This is a genomic window from Cryptosporangium minutisporangium (assembly GCF_039536245.1).
In the GTDB taxonomy this organism is placed as follows: Bacteria; Actinomycetota; Actinomycetes; order Mycobacteriales; family Cryptosporangiaceae; genus Cryptosporangium; species Cryptosporangium minutisporangium.
In genome coordinates this window covers 8,123-26,703 of sequence record NZ_BAAAYN010000079.1, presented here as the reverse complement: position 1 = coordinate 26,703, position 18,581 = coordinate 8,123, and the positions used below count along the sequence as shown (strand labels likewise).

Here is an 18,581-nt window from a genome sequence, read left to right as displayed (position 1 = left end):
AGAGACGGGCTCCCCCGTGGCGCCCGTCCCTGGCCCCCTGACCCCGACGGTTGCACCCCGTCGGGCGCCTCCTATCCATCCGCATTCGCGGGATTCGGGACAGCGTCATGTCGGGTACCGGACGATTCGTCGACCACCGATCGGGGGTCGAGCGTGGACCGGGGCGGTTCGGGGGCACGGCGCGGTCCTAGGGCACGGGGGCCCAGCACCGCCAGCGTCGCGGGCAGCAGCACGCCGCGCACCACGGTGGCGTCGAGCAGGATCGCGACCGCCGCACCGACACCGAGCATTTTGTACTCGACCGCGCTGAGCGTCACGAAGATCGAGAACGCCGCGGTCATGATCACGGCGGCGCTGCTCACCACCCCCGCGCTGGACGCGATCCCGCCGACGATCGCGTCTCGGTGCGCACCGGGGCCGACCGCCGCGTCCGCCGCCCGGCGCTCGCGGATCCGGCTGAGGATGAACACGTGGTAGTCCATGCTCAACCCGAACAGCAGGACGAACAGGAACAGCGGTAGCCAGCCGACGACGCCTCCGTACGCGGTGAAGCCGAGCGGACCGCTCAGGTTCCCCTCCTGGAACACCCAGGTCAGGACGCCGTACGCGGCCCCCACCGACAGCAGGTTCAGCCCGATCGACGCCGCCGCGACCCGGATCGACCGGAACACCGCGAAGAGCAGCACGAACGCCAGCCCGAGGACGAACGCGAGCACCAGCGGCGTCCGGCGGGAGAGCTGGTCGGCGAAGTCGGCGGCGAACGCGGTGCGCCCGGCCACCGCCCAGTGGACGCCGTCGAGGTCGTGGAGCGCGTCCGGCAGGACCTGGGTGCGCAGGTCCCGCAGCGCCCGGGTGGACGTCGGGTCGGTACCCGAGCCGGGCAGCGGAACCCGGGCGAGGACGGCGTCCCCGTACTCCGCTACCGTCACGCGGTCGATCCCGCCCAGCGCCTCGGCCACCTGCCGGGCGTCGAGCGGAACGCCCGGGTCGGCCCACACGACGACGCGAGCCGGCGCGGCGGCGCCCGGGAACGCGTCGTTCATCCGCACGCCGGCGTCGATCGCCGGAACGCTCCGCGGCAGGCTGTCGGTGACCGGGGCGTCCTGCAAGCGCATGCCGGTGGCGGGCACGGCCATCAGCAGCAGCCCCACCACCGCGGCGCCGCCCCAGGCCACCGGCCGCCGGGTGACCGCGGACGCCAGCCGCCCCCACGCCCTGGACGGACGTCCGGCCGCACGACGCCGGCCCCACCAGGGCAGGCGCCCCCACTCGACCCGGTGTCCGAGCGCGGCGAGCACCGCGGGCAGGACGGTCAGCGAGCCCAGCATCGCCACCGCGACGACGAGCGCGATCCCGATCGCCGCGCCACGGAACACGCCGATCCCGGTCAGCAGCAGACCGCTCAAGCAGACGATGACGATCAAACCGGACACCAGGATCACCCGGCCGGAGGTCCGGGCGGCGATCCGCACCGCGCTCCGGGTGTCCTGCCCGGCGGCACGCTCCTCCCGCACCCGCCGCAGCGAGAACAGCGCGTAGTCGACGCCGACCGCGACGCCGATCAGCAGCACCATCGTGTTGGCCGCGCTGTTCACCGCCAGCCAGTGGTCGACGACCTGCAGCAGACCGAACGTGGTCACGACGGCGGTCGCGGTGAGCAGCACCGGGATGCTCGCGGCGACCAGTGCTCCGAACACGACGAGCAGGATCGCCACGGTGAGCGGCAGCGAGATCCGCTCGGAGCGACGCACGTCGTCGCCGATCGCGGTCTCGACCGCCGCGGCGAGGCTCCGGTCACCGGCGAGGGCGAGCCGGACGCCGGGGTGGTCGTCCGCGACGCGGCCGACCACCGCGGCCACCTCGTCGGCGCGCACCGACGCTCCCTCGACCGGCCCGGCGATCTGGTACGTGACGAGTGCGGAGCGCCGGTCGGGCGTCAGCCGCTCGGTACGGCCCGGATCGAGGGGTGACCACACCTCGGCGACCGCGGCCCCGCGCAACGCCGCGACCAGCCCGGCCACCGCCGTCCGCACCGCGGCCGGGTCCGCGGCCTGGACCAGGACGCTCTCCTGGATCGCCTGGGCATCCTCCTGGGCGTCGAGCACCTGCTGCGCGCGGCCGGTCTCGCCCGGATCGACGCTGCGGGCGCCGGGCCCGGGTACCAGGCCGCCGGCGACGACCGCGAGCAGGACCGCCACGAGCCACCCGGCGATCGCGACGAACCGGTGGCGGGCCGACCAGTCGGCGATCCGCTCCACGACCGGCGGCCGGAGCGGCGGCCGGTTTTCGGGCACGCCGGAGGGAGAGTTGCGCAGACCCAGCATGACCTGGTGTCCTTTCACTGGAGGAGCGATTCGGTAGAACTCGCCGTGCAGGCGAGGAAGTGCTTCTTCACCTGGGCCGTCGAGTTGCCGCTCGACGGCCCACGCTTTCGGCGCGGTTACTCCACCTCGGTCAGGACGCGTTCCAACTGCGTCATGCGGGTGCGGAGGTCGGAGAGCTGACCGGACAGGTCGGCCAGCTGCCGGTTGGACTCCTCCTGGCCGGTGACCAGCCGGGCCGCGAGCTCGCGGTACTCGGCCTCGCGGACGAGCGCGGCCTTGGCACGCCAGGTGGCGAACAGCTGCCAGACGACGACCGTGATGAACGTGAAGATGCCGACCGTCCCCACGACCTCCGCCATTTCGTGCCCGTCCATGGTCAGGTTCCCTTCGTCGCTTCGGCGGGTGGGTTCGTGCTGAGGGTCGGCACCGCGGCCGTGATGGTGTCCGGGGTGAGCTGGTACGCGAACTCGGTCACCTGGTAGTAGCGCAGCGCCTTGCCGTCCTCGGAGAGCTCGAGCTGCGACGTGACCAAGCCGGCGGCCTGCAGTTTGCGCAGGTGCACCTGGAGCAGCGGCCGGCTGATGCCCAACTCACGGGCGAGCCGGCTCACGTACGTCCGCTCCCGGCGCAGCGCCGCGACCACCCGCAACCGGTGCGGGTTGGCCAGCGTCGACAGGACCGCGACCAGTTCGTCCCCGGTGGGCGGTGAGCGCGTCACGGACTCACCCTAGACAACCAGGAGCGGCACATGCAAAGAAAAGTTAGCGCGTGCGGTGCCTCACGGTCCGAGCCACACCGCGGCGTCCACGGGCAGGACGCCCGTGACCTGCTCCTCCGGCGGTGTGCTGGCCAGCAGGACGGTCGCCCGCGGCGGTAGCAGCACCGGCGAGCGCCCGAGGTTCACGACACAGAGGAACCCGGCGTCCCGCTCGAACGCGACGACGTCCGGCCCGAACTCGTCCCGGAACCGGAACGGCGCGCTCGGGAGCGTCGGCATCGTCCGGCGAGTACGCAGGGCCGTTCGGTAGAGCTCCAGCATCGACGCCGGATCGCCGGCCTGCGCCTCGACCGTCAGCCCCGCCCACGACGGCGGCTGGGGCAGCCAGGTCGTCGGCCCCGGCCCGAACCCGAACGGCGGCGAACTACCGCTCCAGGGCAGCGGCACGCGGCTTCCGTCGCGGCCTCGCTCGGTGTGGCCGGACCGGTGCCAGGTCGGGTCCTGCAGCACGTCCTCGGGCAGGTCCTCCACCTCGGGCAGGCCCAGCTCCTCCCCCTGGTACAGGTAGACGCTCCCGGGCAGCGCGAGCGTGAGCAGCAGGGCGGCCCGGGCGCGGCGGGTACCGAGTGCCAGGTCGGCGGGGCGATCGAGCAGATCGTCGAGCTGCCGGGTCGGCGTGGACTGCTCGGCACGGGCATAGCGCGACACGTGCCGGGCGACGTCGTGGTTGGACAGCACCCAGGTCGGCGCCGCGCCGACGGCGAGGTGCTCCGCGAGGGTCCGGACGATCGTGCGGCGCAGGTCGGCGGCGCGCCACGGGGCCATCAGGTAGATGAAGTTGAACGCGGTGTGCAGTTCGTCCGGGCGCAGGTACCGGGAGAGCCGCTCCGGCTCGTCCACCCAGGCCTCGGCCACGAAGATCCGCGGCGGGTCGTAGGTGTCGGCCACCGCGCGCCACTCGCGGTAGACCTCGTGCACTTCCTCGCGGTCCCAGTGCGGGTGCGCCTCCACGCCGGGCCCACGATGTCCGTCCGCGCTTCCGGGAGCCGGGAACCGCCGGCCCGCCAGGTCGGGCAGGCCCGGCTCCTTGATCAGCGAGTGCGCGACGTCGATCCGGAACCCGTCGACACCACGGTCGAACCAGAACCGGAGCGTGGCGACGAACTCGGCCCGCACGGCCGGATGGTCCCAGTTCAGGTCCGGCTGGGAGGGGTCGAACAGGTGCAGGTACCACTGCCCCGGCCGGCCGTCCGGCTCGGTCACCCGGGTCCAGGCCGGGCCACCAAAGACGCTGGACCAGTCGTTGGGTGGCACCGAACCGTCCGCACCCCGGCCCGGCCGGAACAGGTAGCGGTCGCGGGCCGGCGCACCGGGGCCGGCCGCCACCGCACTCCGGAACCACGGGTGCGCGTCGGACGTGTGGTTCGGCACGATGTCCAGAAGCACCCGCAGCCCGTGGGCGTGCGCCTCGTCCACCAGGCTCTCCGCCTCGGCGAGCGTCCCGAAGCGGGGATCGACGTCCCGGTAGTCGCTGACGTCGTAGCCGCCGTCGGCCATCGGCGACGGGTACCACGGGTTGATCCAGATCGCGTCGACGCCCAGGTCCGCGAGGTACGGCAGACGGTTCCGGATCCCGGCGACGTCGCCCAGCCCGTCGCCGTTCCCGTCGGCGAAGCTGCGGATGTAGACCTGGTAGATCACCGCGCTCCGCCACCACTCGTCGCCGGCCATCCGTGCCCCTTCCCCCGTGTGCGGCTGCGTCAGGCCCGGTCGGCGCCGTCCGCCGGCGTGCGCTCCTGCTCCGCGGTCCGGGCCCGGACCTCCTCTTCCTCCTCCTGCGCGAGCTCGGCGGCCACCTCCTCGTCCCGGGTCAGGTTGTCCCCGGTGCGCGGGTCGAACAGGTGGATCCGGCGGGTGTCCACCCAGAACTCGGCGTCGGCGTTCTCCCGCATCCGGCTCATCGAGTCGATCGAGACGACGGCCTGGGTGCGCAGCGCCTCGGTGTCGAGTTCCTTGGCCAGCTCGGCCAGTTGCGTGACCACCTCGGGAGGCGCCTCGAACGGCAGGTAGGCGTATTGCGAGTCACCGAGCCACTCGGTCACGTCCACCCGGGCGCGGAACGTCGTCCCGGCGTCCCGCTTCGAGGCGTCGACGACCCGCGCGTCCTCGAAGTACTCCGGACGCACGCCGGCCAGCACCAGGTCGCACTGCGCGATCCGCTCGGCGACCTCGGCCGACACGTCGAGATCGAAGAACGGCAACCGTAACCGGGTCTTCTCGACCACGGCCGGCAGGAAGTTCATCGGCGGCGAACCGATGAATCCGGCGACGAACAGGTTGACCGGCTGCTCGTAGAGCTCCCGGGGCGAGGCGACCTGCTGGAGCACGCCCTTGCGCAGCACCGCGACCCGGTCGCCGAGCGTCATCGCCTCGGTCTGGTCGTGGGTGACGTAGACGGTCGTGGTGCCCAGCCGACGCTGCATCCGGGAGATCTCGGTGCGCATCTGGCCGCGCAGCTTGGCGTCGAGGTTGGAGAGCGGCTCGTCGAAGAGGAACGCGTCGGCCTGGCGCACGATCGCCCGGCCCATCGCGACCCGCTGACGCTGGCCGCCGGAGAGGTTCGCGGGCTTGCGCTGGAGGTGCTCGGTCAGCTCGAGCGTGGCCGCTGCCTCCTCCACCCGCTGCTTGATCTCCTCCTCCTTGACGCCGCGCTTGAGCCGCAGCGGGAACGCGATGTTCTCGAACACCGAGAGGTGGGGGTAGAGCGCGTAGTTCTGGAACACCATCGACAGGTTCCGGTCCCGGGGTGCCTTCTCGTTCACCCGGTTTCCGCCGATGATCATGTCGCCGTCGGTGATGTCCTCCAGGCCGACGATCATCCGCAGCAGCGTCGACTTGCCGCACCCGGAGGGACCCACCAGGATCATGAACTCGCCGTCGGCGATGTCGATGCTGACGTCGTTCACGGCCTTGAAGCCGTCGCCGTACTCCTTGACGATGTTGCGCATCTCGATGGCTGCCATGGCGTCCCTCCCCTAACCCTTGACCGCACCGGCGGTCAGACCGGCGACGATTCGACGCTGGAAGAACAGGACGAGAACGATCACCGGGATCGTGATGATCACCGAGGCCGCGGCGATCGGCGCGGTCGGCTCGGAGAACGACGACTCCCCGCTGAAGAACGCGAGCGCCGCCGGAACCGGCCGGGATCTCTCGCTCGAGGTGAGCGTGATACCGAAGATGAAGTCGTTCCAGACCGCGAAGAACGTCAGGATCGCGGCGGTGGCCACGCCGGGGGCCGCGAGCGGCACGATCACTTTCCGGAACGCCTGCCAGCTCGTCGCGCCGTCGACCTGAGCCGCCTGCTCCATCTCCCACGGGATCTCCCGGAAGAACGCCGAGAGGACGTAGACCGAGAGCGGAAGGGAGAACGACAGGTACGGGATGATCAGCCCGATCCAGGTGTCGTAGAGGCCGATGTTCCGCCACATGTTGAACAGCGGGGTGGCGATCGCGATGATCGGGAACACCGTGATCGCGAGCGCGACGCCCAGGATCAGGCGCTTGCCGGGGAACTCCAGCCGCGCCACCGCGTAGGCGGCGAGCGTTGCGAGCACGACCGAGATCGTGGTCGCGATGATCGTGATCCCGATCGAGTTGCGCAGCGCTGTCGTGAACAGGTCGGACGCGAAAACGATCCGGTAGTTCTCCCAGGTGAAGGCCGAGGGGAGGAACGATTGGTTGGTGATGTCGTCGCCGCCCTTGAACGAGAGCGAGACGATCCAGGCGACCGGCACGATCGCGTAGAGGACCACCGCGATCCCGCCGACGATCCAGGCGACCTCGGCCCGGCGTCCGGGTTTCATCAGTTGCCTCCCTTCTGCTGGGACAGGTCGGTGCGGAAGACCTTGACGAACAGGAACGCGATCAGGACGACGATCACCGCGAGGATCACGCTGACCGCAGACCCGAGACCGACCATCACCCGGCTGATCGTCTGCCGGTAGGCGAGGAACGACAGCGTCTCGGTGCCCTGCGCACCAGCGGTCATGATGAAGACATTGTCGAAGATGCGGAACGCGTCGAGCGTCCGGAACAGCAGCGCGACCATGATCGCGGCCTTCATGTTCGGCAGGATGACCCGCTTGAACCGCTGCCACGGCGTGGCGCCGTCGACGGTCGCCGCCTCCAGGTAGTCGTTCGGGATCTGTGCCAGCCCGGCAAGGAGGAGAAGCGACATGAACGGGGTCGTCTTCCAGATCTCCGCGACGCAGATCGCGAACAGGGCCGTCCAGGTGTTGCCGAACCAGTCCTGATCGCCCAGCCCGAACCACGGATTGACGAAGCCGTAGGTGTTGCTGAACGCGTACTGCCAGGAGAAGGCGGAGACGACCGTGATGATGCCGTACGGGATCAGGATGGCGGTGCGCAACAGCGTCCGCATGTAGAGCGCGCGGTGCATCACCATGGCCAGCGCGAACCCGAGCACGAGTTCCACCGAGACCGTGACGACCGTGATCAGGGCGGTGACGCCGAACTGCCGCCAGAACAGACCGTCGGTGAAGATCGTCGCGTAGTTGGCGAACCAGACGAACTCGCGGCCGTCGGGGTCGGTGAGCCGGTAGTCGAAGAGCGAGAGCCAGAGCGCGTTGAGGATCGGATAGCCGGTGACGGCGACCATCACGAACAGGGCGGGGCCGGCCAGCATCCAGCCCAGCCGCCGTTCGTGGCGGGTCCGGTCGGTCATCGCCGGGCGGGCCCGGCGGGGCGGAACCGGAGCGGCCTCCGGCGGGGCGGCGGGGATCGTGGTGCTCATCGACGCTCCTAAATCAGCCGCTCGTTGGACAGGACGGCCTCGAGCAGGTCGCCGGTTTCCTTCGCCGACGACTCGGTTACCTCGTCCGGCGGGTGGAACCCCGACTGGACCGCTGCGGTGACGTCGCCGTAGTAGGGGGTGACCGGCCGCGGCCCCGCGTCGGCCATGCCTTCCCGGATGGCGTCGGCCATCGGGAACCGTTCCCGGACCTCCGGGTCGTCGAAGATCGAGCCGATGACGGCCGGGTCACCGGCCGTGAACATGTACGCCTTCTGGTTCGTCGGGGAGAGCACGCAGCGGATCACGTCGACGGCCAGGTCCTGGTGCCGGCTGAACGCGCTGATCGAGAGGCCGAGGCCGCCCGACGGTGGTGCGCTCTCGCGGTCGGCGAGCACTCGGGGGTAGCGCGTCCATCCGACGTCGTCGAGGAAGCTCTCGGCGAGTGAGCCGTCCGCGACCGCGGTCTGGGCCGCGGCCCAGATGTACGGCCAGTTCACCATGAAGCCGCCGTCCGCGGCCTGGAACGCGGCGCGCGAGTTCTCCTCGCCGCCGGTGCTGAAGCCCGGGTAGGCGGCCGGCGAGTCGGCCAGCTTCCGCATGATCCGGGCGGCCTGCCGCCCGGCGTCGCTGTCCAGCCCGGACGTCACCTCGTCGGCGGGTTTCCCTTCGGAGTCCGGACTCAGGATCGTCCCGCCTGCCGACTCGACCAGCGCGTTGACCCACACCATCAGGCTCTCGTTGCGACGTCCCTGCGCGGCGAACGTCACCCCGGCCTTCTCGGCGGCGGTGATGAGCTGGTCCCAGGTGACCGGTCCGGCGCTCGGGTCGATACCGGCCTTCTTCAGCACCGACTTGCGGTACCAGAGCAGCTGGGTGTTCCCGTTGGCGGGCGCCGAGTACATCTTGTCCTCGAAGATGCCCTGCTCGAGGGGCCCGGCCAACACGTCGTACGAGAAGTGCCGGCGCTCGGCGTCGGTGAACGGCCGTAGGAAGCCGGCGTTGGCGAACTCGGCCATGAACGGCGGGTCGATCGAGAGGATGTCCATGCCGCGGTCCTCCGCGGCCAGCCGCCGTAACAGCTGTTCCCGGGCACCGCTCGCGGTGTTCGGGAGCGCCTGAACGTCGAGCGTGTAGCGTCCGCCGGACTCCACGGCGCACTTCTCGACGATCGGTACCTGGTTGGGGTTGGAGCTGTAGAACGTCAACGTGGTCGGGCCGCCGGATTCCTCACCACCGCAGGCGGTGAGGAGCGGGGCCAACAGGCCGAGTACCGCCAGGGCACCCAGAACACGGCTTCCCAGTACGCGCCGTCGGACGTGCGTTGTCCGTCTCACCGTTCCGCCTCTCTCGCCGTCGTTGCCGAGATCGAGCCAGTGACCAAGTGGAGTGATCCAGATCACTTTCGGAAGCGCTTCCGAGAAGCGTGGAGCCACCCCCCGCGCGGCGTCAAGGGGCGCGTCGAAAGCGGGGCGAATAACCGACCTGGACGCTCTCGACAAGATCGGAAACGCTTCCATAAACTTCTCGACCGTGCCGCAGTCGGGACGGAGCAGTCTGGCCGACATCGCGCGACTGGCCGGGGTTTCCCTGGCCACCGCGTCGCGCGCGATGAGCAACGCGTACGGCGTCGCACCGTCCACTCGCGCCCGCGTATTGCGGATCGCCGAGGAGCTCGACTACGTCGTCTCGCCGGAGGCCTCCCGGCTCGCGCGCGGGGCGGTGGGCCGGGTGGCGCTGGTCGTGCCCCACGTCGACCGGTGGTTCTTCGGTGCGGTGGTGAGCGGCCTGGAGGCCGAGCTGTCCGACGCCGGGATGGACGTCCTGCTCTACCACGTCGGTGACGCCGACGATCGACGCGACTTCTTCCACCGGTTACCGGCCCGGCGCAAGGTGGATGCGGTGGTCGTCGTCGCGTTCGGGGTCGCCGAGGCCGAACAGCGCCGCCTGGAGCGGATGGGGGTGCTGATCGTCGCGGCCGGCGGCCAGAACGCGGTGTACCCGAGCGTCCACATCGACGACGGGGAGGCCGGCCGACAGGCGATGGACCACCTGCTGTTCCTCGGCCACCGGCGGATCGGGATGATCGCCGCGGTCGACCCGGACGAGGCCGACCGGACGGGGACGACCGGCCGGGCCGACGCGTACTTCGCGGCGCTCCGCGACGCCGGTCTGCCGGTGGACGCCGGCTTGGCCGTGACGATCGACTGGAGTGGTGTGGCAGCGGCCGATGCGATGGCGACGCTTCTCAGCCGCCGCCACCCGCCGACCGCCGTCTACTGCCACTCCGACGAGCTGGCGCTGGGCGCCGTCCGGACGATCCGCCGGGCCGGGCTGCGGGTACCGGAGGACATCTCGGTGATCGGTATCGACGACCACCCGCTGGCCGAGCTCACCGACCTCACGACGGTCGCCCAGCCCGCCCGCGACCAGGGCGTCCGCACCGCCCACCTGCTCCTCGCGCTGCTCCGCGGTCAGCCGACCGGCCGGCACGTGGTGGTGCCGACCCGGCTGGTGATCCGGCGGAGCACCGCTCCACCCACTCCCGCGCGGGAGGGCTGATGCGGTACGTGTTCCGCCCGACGGCCGCCGACGCGGCGGGGCTGCTCGCGCTGCCCTGGGAGCAGCCGCTGGCCGAGTGGGCCCCCGAGCTGCTCCTCGACGTCCCGCAGCGGGGCATCTCCCGGCACGTGGTCCGGTTCGTCGCCGAAGCCGACGGCGTGTACGCGCTCAAGGAGATCAACGAGCGGCTCGCCCGGCACGAGTACGCGCTGCTCACCGCGTTCGAGCAGGAAGGGCTGCCGACGGTGTCGGCGCTCGGGGTCTGCGTCGATCGGCCGGACGACCAGGAGGCGATCCTGGTGACCCGGTACCTCGAGTACTCGATGTCCTACCGCTACCTGTTCTCCGGCCCGCGCGGGCCGCTGTCGCTGGAGCGCCTGCTCGACCCGCTGGTCGAGCTGCTGGTCCGGTTGCACCTGGCCGGGATCTTCTGGGGGGACTGTTCGCTGTCTAACACGCTGTTCCGCCTGGACGCCGGGCGGCTGGCCGCCTACCTGGTGGACGCCGAGACCGTCGAGCGGCACCGGCGGCTCACCTCCGGCCAGCGCCGGTACGACGTCGACCTGGCCGGTGAGCGGATCGGCGGCGAGCTGCTCGACCTGCGGGCCGGGGAACTGCTGCCGCCGGACGTCGATCCGATCGACGTCGCCGACAGCTTGCCGGAGCGGTACGAGGCGCTCTGGCACGAGGTGACGCGGGAGGAGGTGTTCACCCGCGACGAGCAGCGGTACCGGGTGGCCGAGCGGCTGCGCACGCTCAACGAGCTCGGGTTCGACGTCGGCGAGGTCGAGCTGGTGACGTCACCGGAGGGCAGCCGGCTCCGGGTGGACGTCCGGGTCGCCGAGATCGGCCACCATCGGCGGGAGCTGTTCCGGCTGACCGGCTTGGAGGTGCAGGAAGGGCAGGCGCGGCGGCTGCTCAACGACCTCCGATCGTTCCGCGCCTACCTGGAGCAGCGGGACGGCAGGCCGGTGCCGGAGACCACCGCGGGGCACGTCTGGCTGAACACCGTCTACCAACCGGTCGTGGACGCGGTCCCGCCCGAACTCGCCGGCCGGCTGGCGCCCGCCGAGGTGTTCCACGAGGTGCTGGAGCACCGGTGGTTCCTCTCCGAGCGCGCCGGGCGGGACGTCGGGACGACCGCGGCGTTACGGTCCTACCTGGACACGGTGCTGCGGCGTCGCCCCTCGTGACAGCGGGGGCCGGACATGCCGCGCCTCAGCCGAACCAGCCGAGGCGGCGGCTGATCTCGTCGCCCGCGACGACGACGGTCGGCGCGATCTCGTGCAGCCGGTCGACCGGGCACCGGTACGCGGGCCCGGAGACGCTGATCGCCGCCAGCACCGCCCCGTCGGCGCCCCGGACCGGAGCGGCCACCGCGTTGAGCCCGACCTCGTACTCCTCCACGGTCACCGCGTAGCCGCGCTCCCGGACGTCCGCCAATTGGTCTTCGAGCGCCGCCGCGGACGCGAGCGTGGCAGGCGTGTAGGCCGGCAGGCCGCCGGCCGTGTACGCGGCCCGGCGGCCGGCCGCGGGCAAAGCCGCGAGCAGCACCTTGCCGCTCGACGTGGCGTGCAGCGGCGTGAGCTGGCCGACCCAGTTGTGCGTGGTCACGGTGGCCCGGCCGCGCACCTGGTCGACGTTGACCGCGTAGTGCTCGCGCAGTACCGCGAGGTTCACGGTCTCGCCGACCTCCGCGGCGAGCCGCTCGCACGCCTGCCGCCCCTGCGCGACGACGTCGAGCCGCGCCGACACCGCCCCGGCCAGCCGCACCACCCCGAAGCCGAGCCGGTACTTGCCGCGGTCGGCGGTCTGCTCGACCATCCCGCGGTCCTCGAGCGTCTCCAGCAAGCGGAACGCCGTCGACTTGTGCACGGACAGCTCGGCCGCGACCTCGCTGACCCCGGCGTCGCCGCGGCGGGCGAGGATCTCCAGCACGGTGATCGCTCGATCGACGGACTGGACCCCACCGGAGGACCCGGCGGCCCCCGAAGACCCGCCCCCCGAAGACGAGGCGGCGTCCGCCAAGCGCTCGCTGTTTCGCATGACGCAACTGTAGGTGCGCCGAAGAATCTTGACCCCGATCTTGGGTCCGGCCATGCTGTTGCCCACTGAGAAACCGGCTGCTCGTGGCGCAACGATGCCCACTCGGGCTGCTGTGCCGATTCGAGAAGGCGGTGGTCGTGCCCGGCCTGTTCATCGACGGAGTCTGGACCTCCGGGTCGAGCGGCGGCACGGACGACGTCGTCAACCCGGCCGACCGGAGCGTCGTGGCGCAGGTCGACATCGCCGACGCCGCGGACGTGCACGCGGCGATCACCGCCGCCCGGCGGGCGTTCGACGCCGGCGAGTGGGCGAACACTCCCGCCCGGGACCGCGCCGCGGTGCTGACCCGGGTCGCCGACCTGCTCGCCCGGGACAAGGAGACGATCGCCCGGACCGAGACGCTCGATACCGGCAAGACGCTGGCCGAGAGCGCGCTGGACGTCGACGACGTGATCGCGGTGTTCCGCTACTACGCCGCGATCGCCGACAGCGATCCGGGGCGTCTGGTCGATACCGGGCAGGCGTCGGTGGTCAGCCGGATCGTGTACGAGCCGGTGGGTGTCTGCGCGCTGATCACGCCGTGGAACTACCCCCTGCTGCAGATCTCCTGGAAGGTCGCGCCCGCGCTCGCCGCCGGGAACACGGTGGTGATCAAGCCGAGCGAGGTCACGCCGCTGACCACGATCCGGCTGGTCGAGCTGCTGGTGGAGGCCGGCGTCCCGGCCGGAGTGGTGAACCTGGTGCTGGGCGCCGGGCCGGTCGGTGCCGCGCTGGTCGAGCACCCCGACGTCGACCTGGTGTCGTTCACCGGCGGCGTCGCCACCGGGAAGTGGATCCTGCGCGCGGCGGCCGACACGGTCAAGCGGGTGACGGTCGAGCTCGGTGGCAAGAATCCGAACGTCGTTTTCGCCGACAGCGACTTCGACACGGTCGTGGACTACGCGCTCACCGCGGTGTTCCTCCACTCCGGACAGGTCTGCTCCGCGGGAGCCCGGCTACTGGTCGAGGCGCCACTCCACGACACGCTGGTCGCCGAGGTCGCGGCCCGCGCCGAGCGGATCGTGGTCGGCAACGGCCTCGATCCGGCGTCGGAGACCGGGCCGCTGGTGTCGGCCGCGCACCGCGACAAGGTCGAGGCGTACGTCGCGGCCGGGCTCGCCGAGGGAGCGAAGCTGGTCGCCGGTGGGCGCCGCCCGGACGACCCGTCGCTGGCGAACGGGTTCTTCTACCGGCCGACGGTCTTCGACGGGTGCCGCGCGGACATGCGGATCGTCCGCGAGGAGACGTTCGGCCCGCTGCTCACCGTCGAGACGTTCTCGTCCGAGGCGGAGGCCTTGGCGTTGGCGAACGACACCGAGTACGGGTTGGCCGGTGCCGTCTGGACCCTCGATGCCGCCCGGGCGGAGCGGTTCGCCCGCGGTCTGCGCGCCGGAACCGTCTGGATCAACGACTACCACCCGTACGTGCCCCAGGCCGAGTGGGGCGGGGTCAAGCAGTCCGGCAACGGACGCGAGCTGGGACCGTCCGGGCTGGCCGAGTACCGCGAAGCGAAGCACGTCTGGCAGAACACGGCACCGTCGCCGCTGCGGTGGTTCAAGGGGTGACCGTGCGCGAGTTCGACTACGTGATCGTCGGTGGTGGGAGTGCCGGGTGCGTCGTCGCGGCTCGGCTCTCCGAGGATCCGGACGTGTCGGTGTGCCTGCTCGAGGCCGGGCCCTCCGACGTCGGCGACGAGAAGATCCTGCGGCTGACCGACTGGATGTTCCTGCTCGAGTCCGGGTACGACTGGGACTACCTGGTCGAGCCGCAGGAGCGGGGCAACAGCTTCCTCCGGCACAGCCGCGCCCGGGTACTCGGCGGCTGCTCGTCGCACAACTCGTGCATCGCGTTCTGGCCTCTCCCCGAGGACCTGCTGGCGTGGGATCTGCCCGGCTGGAGTTTCGACGAGTGTCTGCCGCTGTTACAGCGGATGGAGACCACCGACTCCCCCGGCGAGCACCGCGGACGATCCGGGCCGGTGCACGTCCGGACCGTGCCGGCGAAGGACCCGTGCGGCGTCGCACTGCTGGCCGCTGCCGCGCAGGCCGGGTTGCCGACCGTGGAGTTCAACACCGGCCGGACCGTGGTGAACGGTGCGGGCTGGTTCCAGATCAACGCGTCGCCGGACGGGACCCGCAGCTCGTCGTCGCACGCGTACCTGCACCCCGTGCTCGGTTCCCGACCGAACCTGACCGTCGTCACCGACGCCTGGGCGTCTCGCGTTCTGCTCTCCGACCGGCGCGCCACCGGGGTGGAGTACCTCGCCGCCGACCGGGTGCACCGACTCACGGTCTCCGCCCGGCGTGAGGTCGTCGTCTCCTGCGGCGCGATCGACACCCCGAAGCTGCTGATGCTCTCCGGCATCGGGCCCGCCGCTCACCTGCGCGACGTGGGGGTGGACGTCGTGGTCGACTCCCCCGGGGTCGGCGCGAACCTCGACGACCACGTCGAGGGCCTGGTGATGTGGGAAGCCGCCGCGCCGATGGTCACCGAGTCGACCCAGTGGTGGGAGATCGGGCTGTTCGCCGCGACCCGGCCAGGGCTGGACCGGCCGGACCTGATGATGCACTACGGGTCGGTGCCGTTCGACCTCAACACGGTCCGGTGGGGCTACCCGACCACCGAGAACGGCTTCTGCCTGACGCCGAACGTGACCCGGGGACGATCGCGCGGCACGGTGCGGCTGCGGTCCCGCGACTTCCGGGACAAGGCTCGCGTCGACCCGCGGTACTTCACCGACCCGGACGGCGAGGACGAGCGGGTGATGCTCGCCGGGCTGCGGCTGGCCCGCACGATCGCCGCCCAGCCGGCGTTGACCGGATGGATCGCGCGGGAGCTAGCGCCCGGCCCGGAGGCGGTCACCGACGACGAGCTGCTGGACTACGCCCGGAAGACGCACAACACGGTCTACCACCCGTCCTGCACGGCTCGGATGGGGCGCGACGACGACCCACTGGCGGTCGTCGACACCGCGCTGCGGGTGCGCGGCGTACGTGGTCTGCGGATCGCCGACGCGTCGGTGATGCCGTCGCTGACCACGGTGAACCCGAACCTCACGACGATGATGATCGGCGAGAGATGCGCAGAGCTGCTCTCACTGGGTAGTACTACTCACCAGGTCTAGGCGGATCGGACGCTGCCCGGGGATGCGCACCCACGCCAAGGTGAGCGCATGACCAGCGAGGAGCAGGAGTACGCGTCCGTCGTGCTCGCGACCGAGCAGGCCAACCGGAACCTGGAGATCGCGCGCCAGCGGCTCTGGGCCGCGCAGGCCGAGCTCTACCACGCGCAGCAGTTCGCGGCCGAAGCGGAGCGCGTCGCGGCGCACATCTCGGCGCTGCGGACCCGGCTGTTCGACGAGCACAACGCGGCGCTCCGAGCCCGGATGCTGGCCGAGCGCACCGCGTCGCCCCGGCTCGGGATGCGGCCGACTCAGACCGCCGCACTCGACACGTTGCTGTCGGGAGATCCTGCCTCGGCCCGGCCGGTGAGCCCACCGCCGTGGGTGCCGCGGGAGGGCGAGCCGGGGCCCCGGCCGGAGACGTCGGTCCGGTCGGTGCAGACCGTGCTGCTCGCGCTCGGCGGCATCCTGCTGGCGATCGCCGCGGTGGTGTTCACGGTCGTCGCCTGGGGCGCGTTCGGGATCGGCGGACGGGCGGTGATCCTCGCCGGGATCACCGCGGTGCTGTTCGCCGCCCCGGCCGTCCTGGTCCGGAAAGGGCTCGCGTCGACCGCGGAGACGCTGGCGATGCTCGCTCTCGTCCTGTTCACGTTGGACGGCTACGCGGTGTGGCACGTCGGCTGGGTACCGGACACCCTCGAGCCGACCGGGTATGCCGGGTTGGTGTTCGCCCTGGCCGCAGGCGTCGCGCTCGGTTATCCGGCGCTGGTCCCGGTGGGCGCCATGCGACCGACCGGCCTGGTACTGGCGCACCTCTCCGCCGTGCTCGTCACGGCTTCGACGGCGGACGCCGCGGCGCACTGGGCGTTCCTCGGGCTGGCGCTCGTGGCGGGCGACCTGGTCGTGCGGTGGCGGGTCACCGGTTCCGTGCTGCGACGGGTGGCGGGTGTCTGCGGCGGTCTCGCGGCCGTGCTCGGACTGCTGGCCGGGTTGCTGGCGGCGGGGTCGCGGTCCAGCGTCCCGGAGCGGGCGGTCGGGACGCTGGTACTGCTGGGGCTCGCGCTCGCCGTGGTCGCGGCGGCCGAGACCGTACGAACCTCCCCGCCGGTGGCGCGTGCGCTGGCGGCCGCGGTCGCGCTGCCGGTCGCGCTGGTCGGGCCGCTGCTGCAGTGGGCGCTGTTCGGGCCGGACGGCTGGGCGCTGACCGCGTTCGCGGTGGCCGTCGCGGTGGGTGCGGTGGTCACGCTGGGAGCACGGACGCCGTGGCGGAAGGGGGTCGGGATCGCGTCCGCTGCGCTGGCGGGTGGTGCCGCGCTCGTCCCGGCGGCGGCCGTCGGCTTCACGCTGCTCTCGCCGGTGGCCGATCCGGACCTGGTGTGGGGTGCGTCCTCGGCGACCCAGCCGGTGTGGGCGATGTCCGGGACGCGCGCGACCTGGGACGCGGTGGCCGCGCTCGTCGTCGTGCTGGCGACCGGAGCGGTGCTCGCGGTGGCGCTGGGCCTCCCGGGACGATCGGGCCGGGTGACGTGGCGGGCCGCGCTCGGTGTGGCCGGGGTGGTGGCCGCAGCCGGAATGGCGGTGCTGGTGCCGTCCGCGGGGGCGTCGTCGATCGCGGTGGCGGCGCTGGCGAGCGGCGCGGTCGCGACAGGGGCCACGATCGCGGGGGCGCTGCTCCGGAGTGCGGTGGGGCCGCTGCTGCTCGGGCTCGGCGGGATCCTCGGGGCGCACGCTGTCGTCCTCGCGCTCGCCTCCCGGGACGCGACGCTGGTCGCGCTCGGCGCAGTGACGGTCCTCTCCGGAGTGCTCGCCGTGTTCGCACGCGCACCGCGGCGGCAGGGCTACCTCACCGGCGTCACACTCGGCGCGCTGGCGAGCTTCGGGGCGGCGGTGGCGACCGCGGTCACCGCGGACGCGTCGGGCTGGGCCGGTGGGCCGGGCCCGGCAGGCCTCGCGGTGGGGCTGACCGGCGTCGTGGCGCTCGTCGTCGCGGGGTGGATCCGGAAGTCCCGGCCGTTGTCCGCGCTCGTCGCCGCGATTCTGGCGGGGGTCACGGCGTACCTCGGCCTCGCGCTCGCCGGGTGGACGCTGGTGCTCAGCGGGATCGTCCGCACGGTCGACCGGCCGATGCTCGCGCTGCTGGCGCTGGCCGCCGCGGTCGTCGCGGCGCTCGCGGCCCGCATTGTGACGCCGCCCGCCGCGGCGCGGTGGTCCGCTGTGGGCGCTGCGGCGCCGGGGCTGGCGGTGGCGGTTCAGGCGCTGGTGCCGGGAGTGGCCGCGGTGCTGCTCGCGCCGCTCGGGTGGGTCACCGCGGTCTGGCGCGGCGCTCCGACGGACGCGGCGCAGCTCGGCCCGTCGACGGAGTTCGCGGGCACCGTGCTGGACCCGGTCGCGCTGCTGGTGCTCGGGGCCGTCGGGATGGTGCTCCTGCGGGTGCGGTGGCCACGCGAGCCTCGGACGGTGCTGCGGTTCGGCCTGCCCGCGGTGGCGCCGGCGATCGCGGAGCTGGCTCCGGCACTGCACGCGCCGTGGCCGGTCGCGCTCGTCGTGCTGCTGGCCCTCGCGGCGGCCGGCGCCACGATCGCCTGCGTGCCCGGTGGACCCGCCGACGAAGCCGGAGCTCCGGGGCGACGCGGCGCGATCCTCGCCGGTGGGCTCCTCACCGCGTTCGCCGGTCTGACCGCCGTCGCCTGGTCGCTCGCCGACCAGGTCGCGACGCTCGCCGTGCTCGGCACCGTACTGGCCGGTGCCGCGACGATCACCGTGCTGGTCCGGACGCCCGGCCCGCGCCGGGTCGCCGCGGGTACCGGCGTCGCCGCGTCGGTCGCGCTGGCGTTCGCGACCGGCGCCGCCGCCGACGTGCCCACCGCGTACCTGCTGCTCGGCGTCGCCACCGCGCTGGTGCTGCCGGGGATGTTCGCCGCGCCGCGCGTCGTCACCGACGTGCTCGACGCGGGCGCG

The 18,581-nt window shown here is 72.2% G+C and carries 14 protein-coding genes; 5 read left to right on the top strand and 9 right to left on the bottom strand.

Annotated features, from left to right (window positions below):
* Nucleotides 1-71: 71 nt before the first annotated feature.
* From ABEB28_RS40605 to ABEB28_RS40570, 8 genes are all read right to left on the bottom strand, one after another.
* Nucleotides 72-2,324: an MMPL family transporter gene (locus ABEB28_RS40605; RefSeq protein ID WP_345733646.1), complete on the bottom strand. Its 2,253-nt coding sequence runs from the start codon at nt 2,322-2,324 to the stop codon at nt 72-74.
* A gap of 116 nt (nt 2,325-2,440) precedes the next feature.
* Complete coding sequence (locus tag ABEB28_RS40600) at nt 2,441-2,698, bottom strand: hypothetical protein (protein ID WP_345733645.1); 258 nt, start codon at nt 2,696-2,698, stop codon at nt 2,441-2,443.
* Nucleotides 2,699-2,700: 2 nt separating this feature from the next.
* Entirely contained in the window at nt 2,701-3,042 is a 342-nt protein-coding gene (locus tag ABEB28_RS40595; protein ID WP_345733644.1) for an ArsR/SmtB family transcription factor, read from the bottom strand.
* Nucleotides 3,043-3,102: 60 nt separating this feature from the next.
* On the bottom strand, nt 3,103-4,773 hold the full coding sequence (locus ABEB28_RS40590) for a glycoside hydrolase family 13 protein (RefSeq protein WP_345733643.1): 1,671 nt from the start codon (nt 4,771-4,773) through the stop codon (nt 3,103-3,105).
* 29 nt (nt 4,774-4,802) lie between these two features.
* Nucleotides 4,803-6,065 carry an ABC transporter ATP-binding protein gene (locus ABEB28_RS40585; RefSeq protein WP_345733642.1) on the bottom strand — a complete coding sequence of 421 codons (1,263 nt, stop codon included), beginning with the start codon at nt 6,063-6,065 and terminating at the stop codon, nt 4,803-4,805.
* Between the two features lie 12 nt (nt 6,066-6,077).
* Nucleotides 6,078-6,908 carry a carbohydrate ABC transporter permease gene (locus tag ABEB28_RS40580; RefSeq protein WP_345733641.1) on the bottom strand — a complete coding sequence of 277 codons (831 nt, stop codon included), beginning with the start codon at nt 6,906-6,908 and terminating at the stop codon, nt 6,078-6,080.
* Nucleotides 6,908-7,858, bottom strand: coding sequence for a carbohydrate ABC transporter permease (locus tag ABEB28_RS40575; protein ID WP_345733640.1), 951 nt, complete (start codon nt 7,856-7,858; stop codon nt 6,908-6,910). Before ABEB28_RS40575 ends, ABEB28_RS40580 begins: the two co-directional genes overlap by 1 nt.
* Nucleotides 7,859-7,866: 8 nt before the next feature.
* Entirely contained in the window at nt 7,867-9,192 is a 1,326-nt protein-coding gene (locus tag ABEB28_RS40570) for an extracellular solute-binding protein (protein WP_345733639.1), read from the bottom strand.
* A gap of 196 nt (nt 9,193-9,388) precedes the next feature.
* Here ABEB28_RS40570 and ABEB28_RS40565 point away from each other — a divergent pair, with 196 nt between their 5' ends.
* Both ABEB28_RS40565 and ABEB28_RS40560 read left to right on the top strand, forming a co-directional pair.
* Nucleotides 9,389-10,417 (top strand): LacI family DNA-binding transcriptional regulator, encoded by a 1,029-nt coding sequence (locus tag ABEB28_RS40565; protein ID WP_345733638.1) that lies wholly within the window; start codon nt 9,389-9,391, stop codon nt 10,415-10,417.
* Nucleotides 10,417-11,610 carry a DUF4032 domain-containing protein gene (locus ABEB28_RS40560; protein WP_345733637.1) on the top strand — a complete coding sequence of 398 codons (1,194 nt, stop codon included), beginning with the start codon at nt 10,417-10,419 and terminating at the stop codon, nt 11,608-11,610. Before ABEB28_RS40565 ends, ABEB28_RS40560 begins: the two co-directional genes overlap by 1 nt.
* 25 nt (nt 11,611-11,635) lie before the next feature.
* Here the strand turns inward: ABEB28_RS40560 and ABEB28_RS40555 are convergent, their stop codons facing one another.
* Entirely contained in the window at nt 11,636-12,463 is an 828-nt protein-coding gene (locus ABEB28_RS40555; RefSeq protein WP_345733636.1) for an IclR family transcriptional regulator, read from the bottom strand.
* Between the two features lie 137 nt (nt 12,464-12,600).
* Between ABEB28_RS40555 and ABEB28_RS40550 the strand changes: the two genes are divergently transcribed.
* From ABEB28_RS40550 to ABEB28_RS40540, 3 genes are all read left to right on the top strand, one after another.
* Complete coding sequence (locus ABEB28_RS40550) at nt 12,601-14,067, top strand: aldehyde dehydrogenase family protein (RefSeq protein ID WP_345733683.1); 1,467 nt, start codon at nt 12,601-12,603, stop codon at nt 14,065-14,067.
* Nucleotides 14,064-15,626 carry a GMC family oxidoreductase gene (locus ABEB28_RS40545; protein ID WP_345733635.1) on the top strand — a complete coding sequence of 521 codons (1,563 nt, stop codon included), beginning with the start codon at nt 14,064-14,066 and terminating at the stop codon, nt 15,624-15,626. Before ABEB28_RS40550 ends, ABEB28_RS40545 begins: the two co-directional genes overlap by 4 nt.
* Before the next feature lie 48 nt (nt 15,627-15,674).
* On the top strand, nt 15,675-18,581 hold a 2,907-nt coding region (locus ABEB28_RS40540), incomplete at its 3' end, for a hypothetical protein (RefSeq protein WP_345733634.1).

Bases quoted from the DNA above. Each gene is read 5' to 3' on its own strand.
- ABEB28_RS40560 (WP_345733637.1), top strand. From the start codon at position 10,417: ATGCGGTACGTGTTCCGCCCGACGGCCGCCGACGCGGCGGGGCTGCTC.
- ABEB28_RS40580 (WP_345733641.1), bottom strand. From the start codon at position 6,908: ATGAAACCCGGACGCCGGGCCGAGGTCGCCTGGATCGTCGGCGGGATC.
- ABEB28_RS40605 (WP_345733646.1), bottom strand. From the start codon at position 2,324: ATGCTGGGTCTGCGCAACTCTCCCTCCGGCGTGCCCGAAAACCGGCCG.
- ABEB28_RS40585 (WP_345733642.1), bottom strand. From the start codon at position 6,065: ATGGCAGCCATCGAGATGCGCAACATCGTCAAGGAGTACGGCGACGGC.
- ABEB28_RS40590 (WP_345733643.1), bottom strand. From the start codon at position 4,773: ATGGCCGGCGACGAGTGGTGGCGGAGCGCGGTGATCTACCAGGTCTAC.
- ABEB28_RS40555 (WP_345733636.1), bottom strand. From the start codon at position 12,463: ATGCGAAACAGCGAGCGCTTGGCGGACGCCGCCTCGTCTTCGGGGGGC.
- ABEB28_RS40575 (WP_345733640.1), bottom strand. From the start codon at position 7,858: ATGAGCACCACGATCCCCGCCGCCCCGCCGGAGGCCGCTCCGGTTCCG.
- ABEB28_RS40600 (WP_345733645.1), bottom strand. From the start codon at position 2,698: ATGGACGGGCACGAAATGGCGGAGGTCGTGGGGACGGTCGGCATCTTC.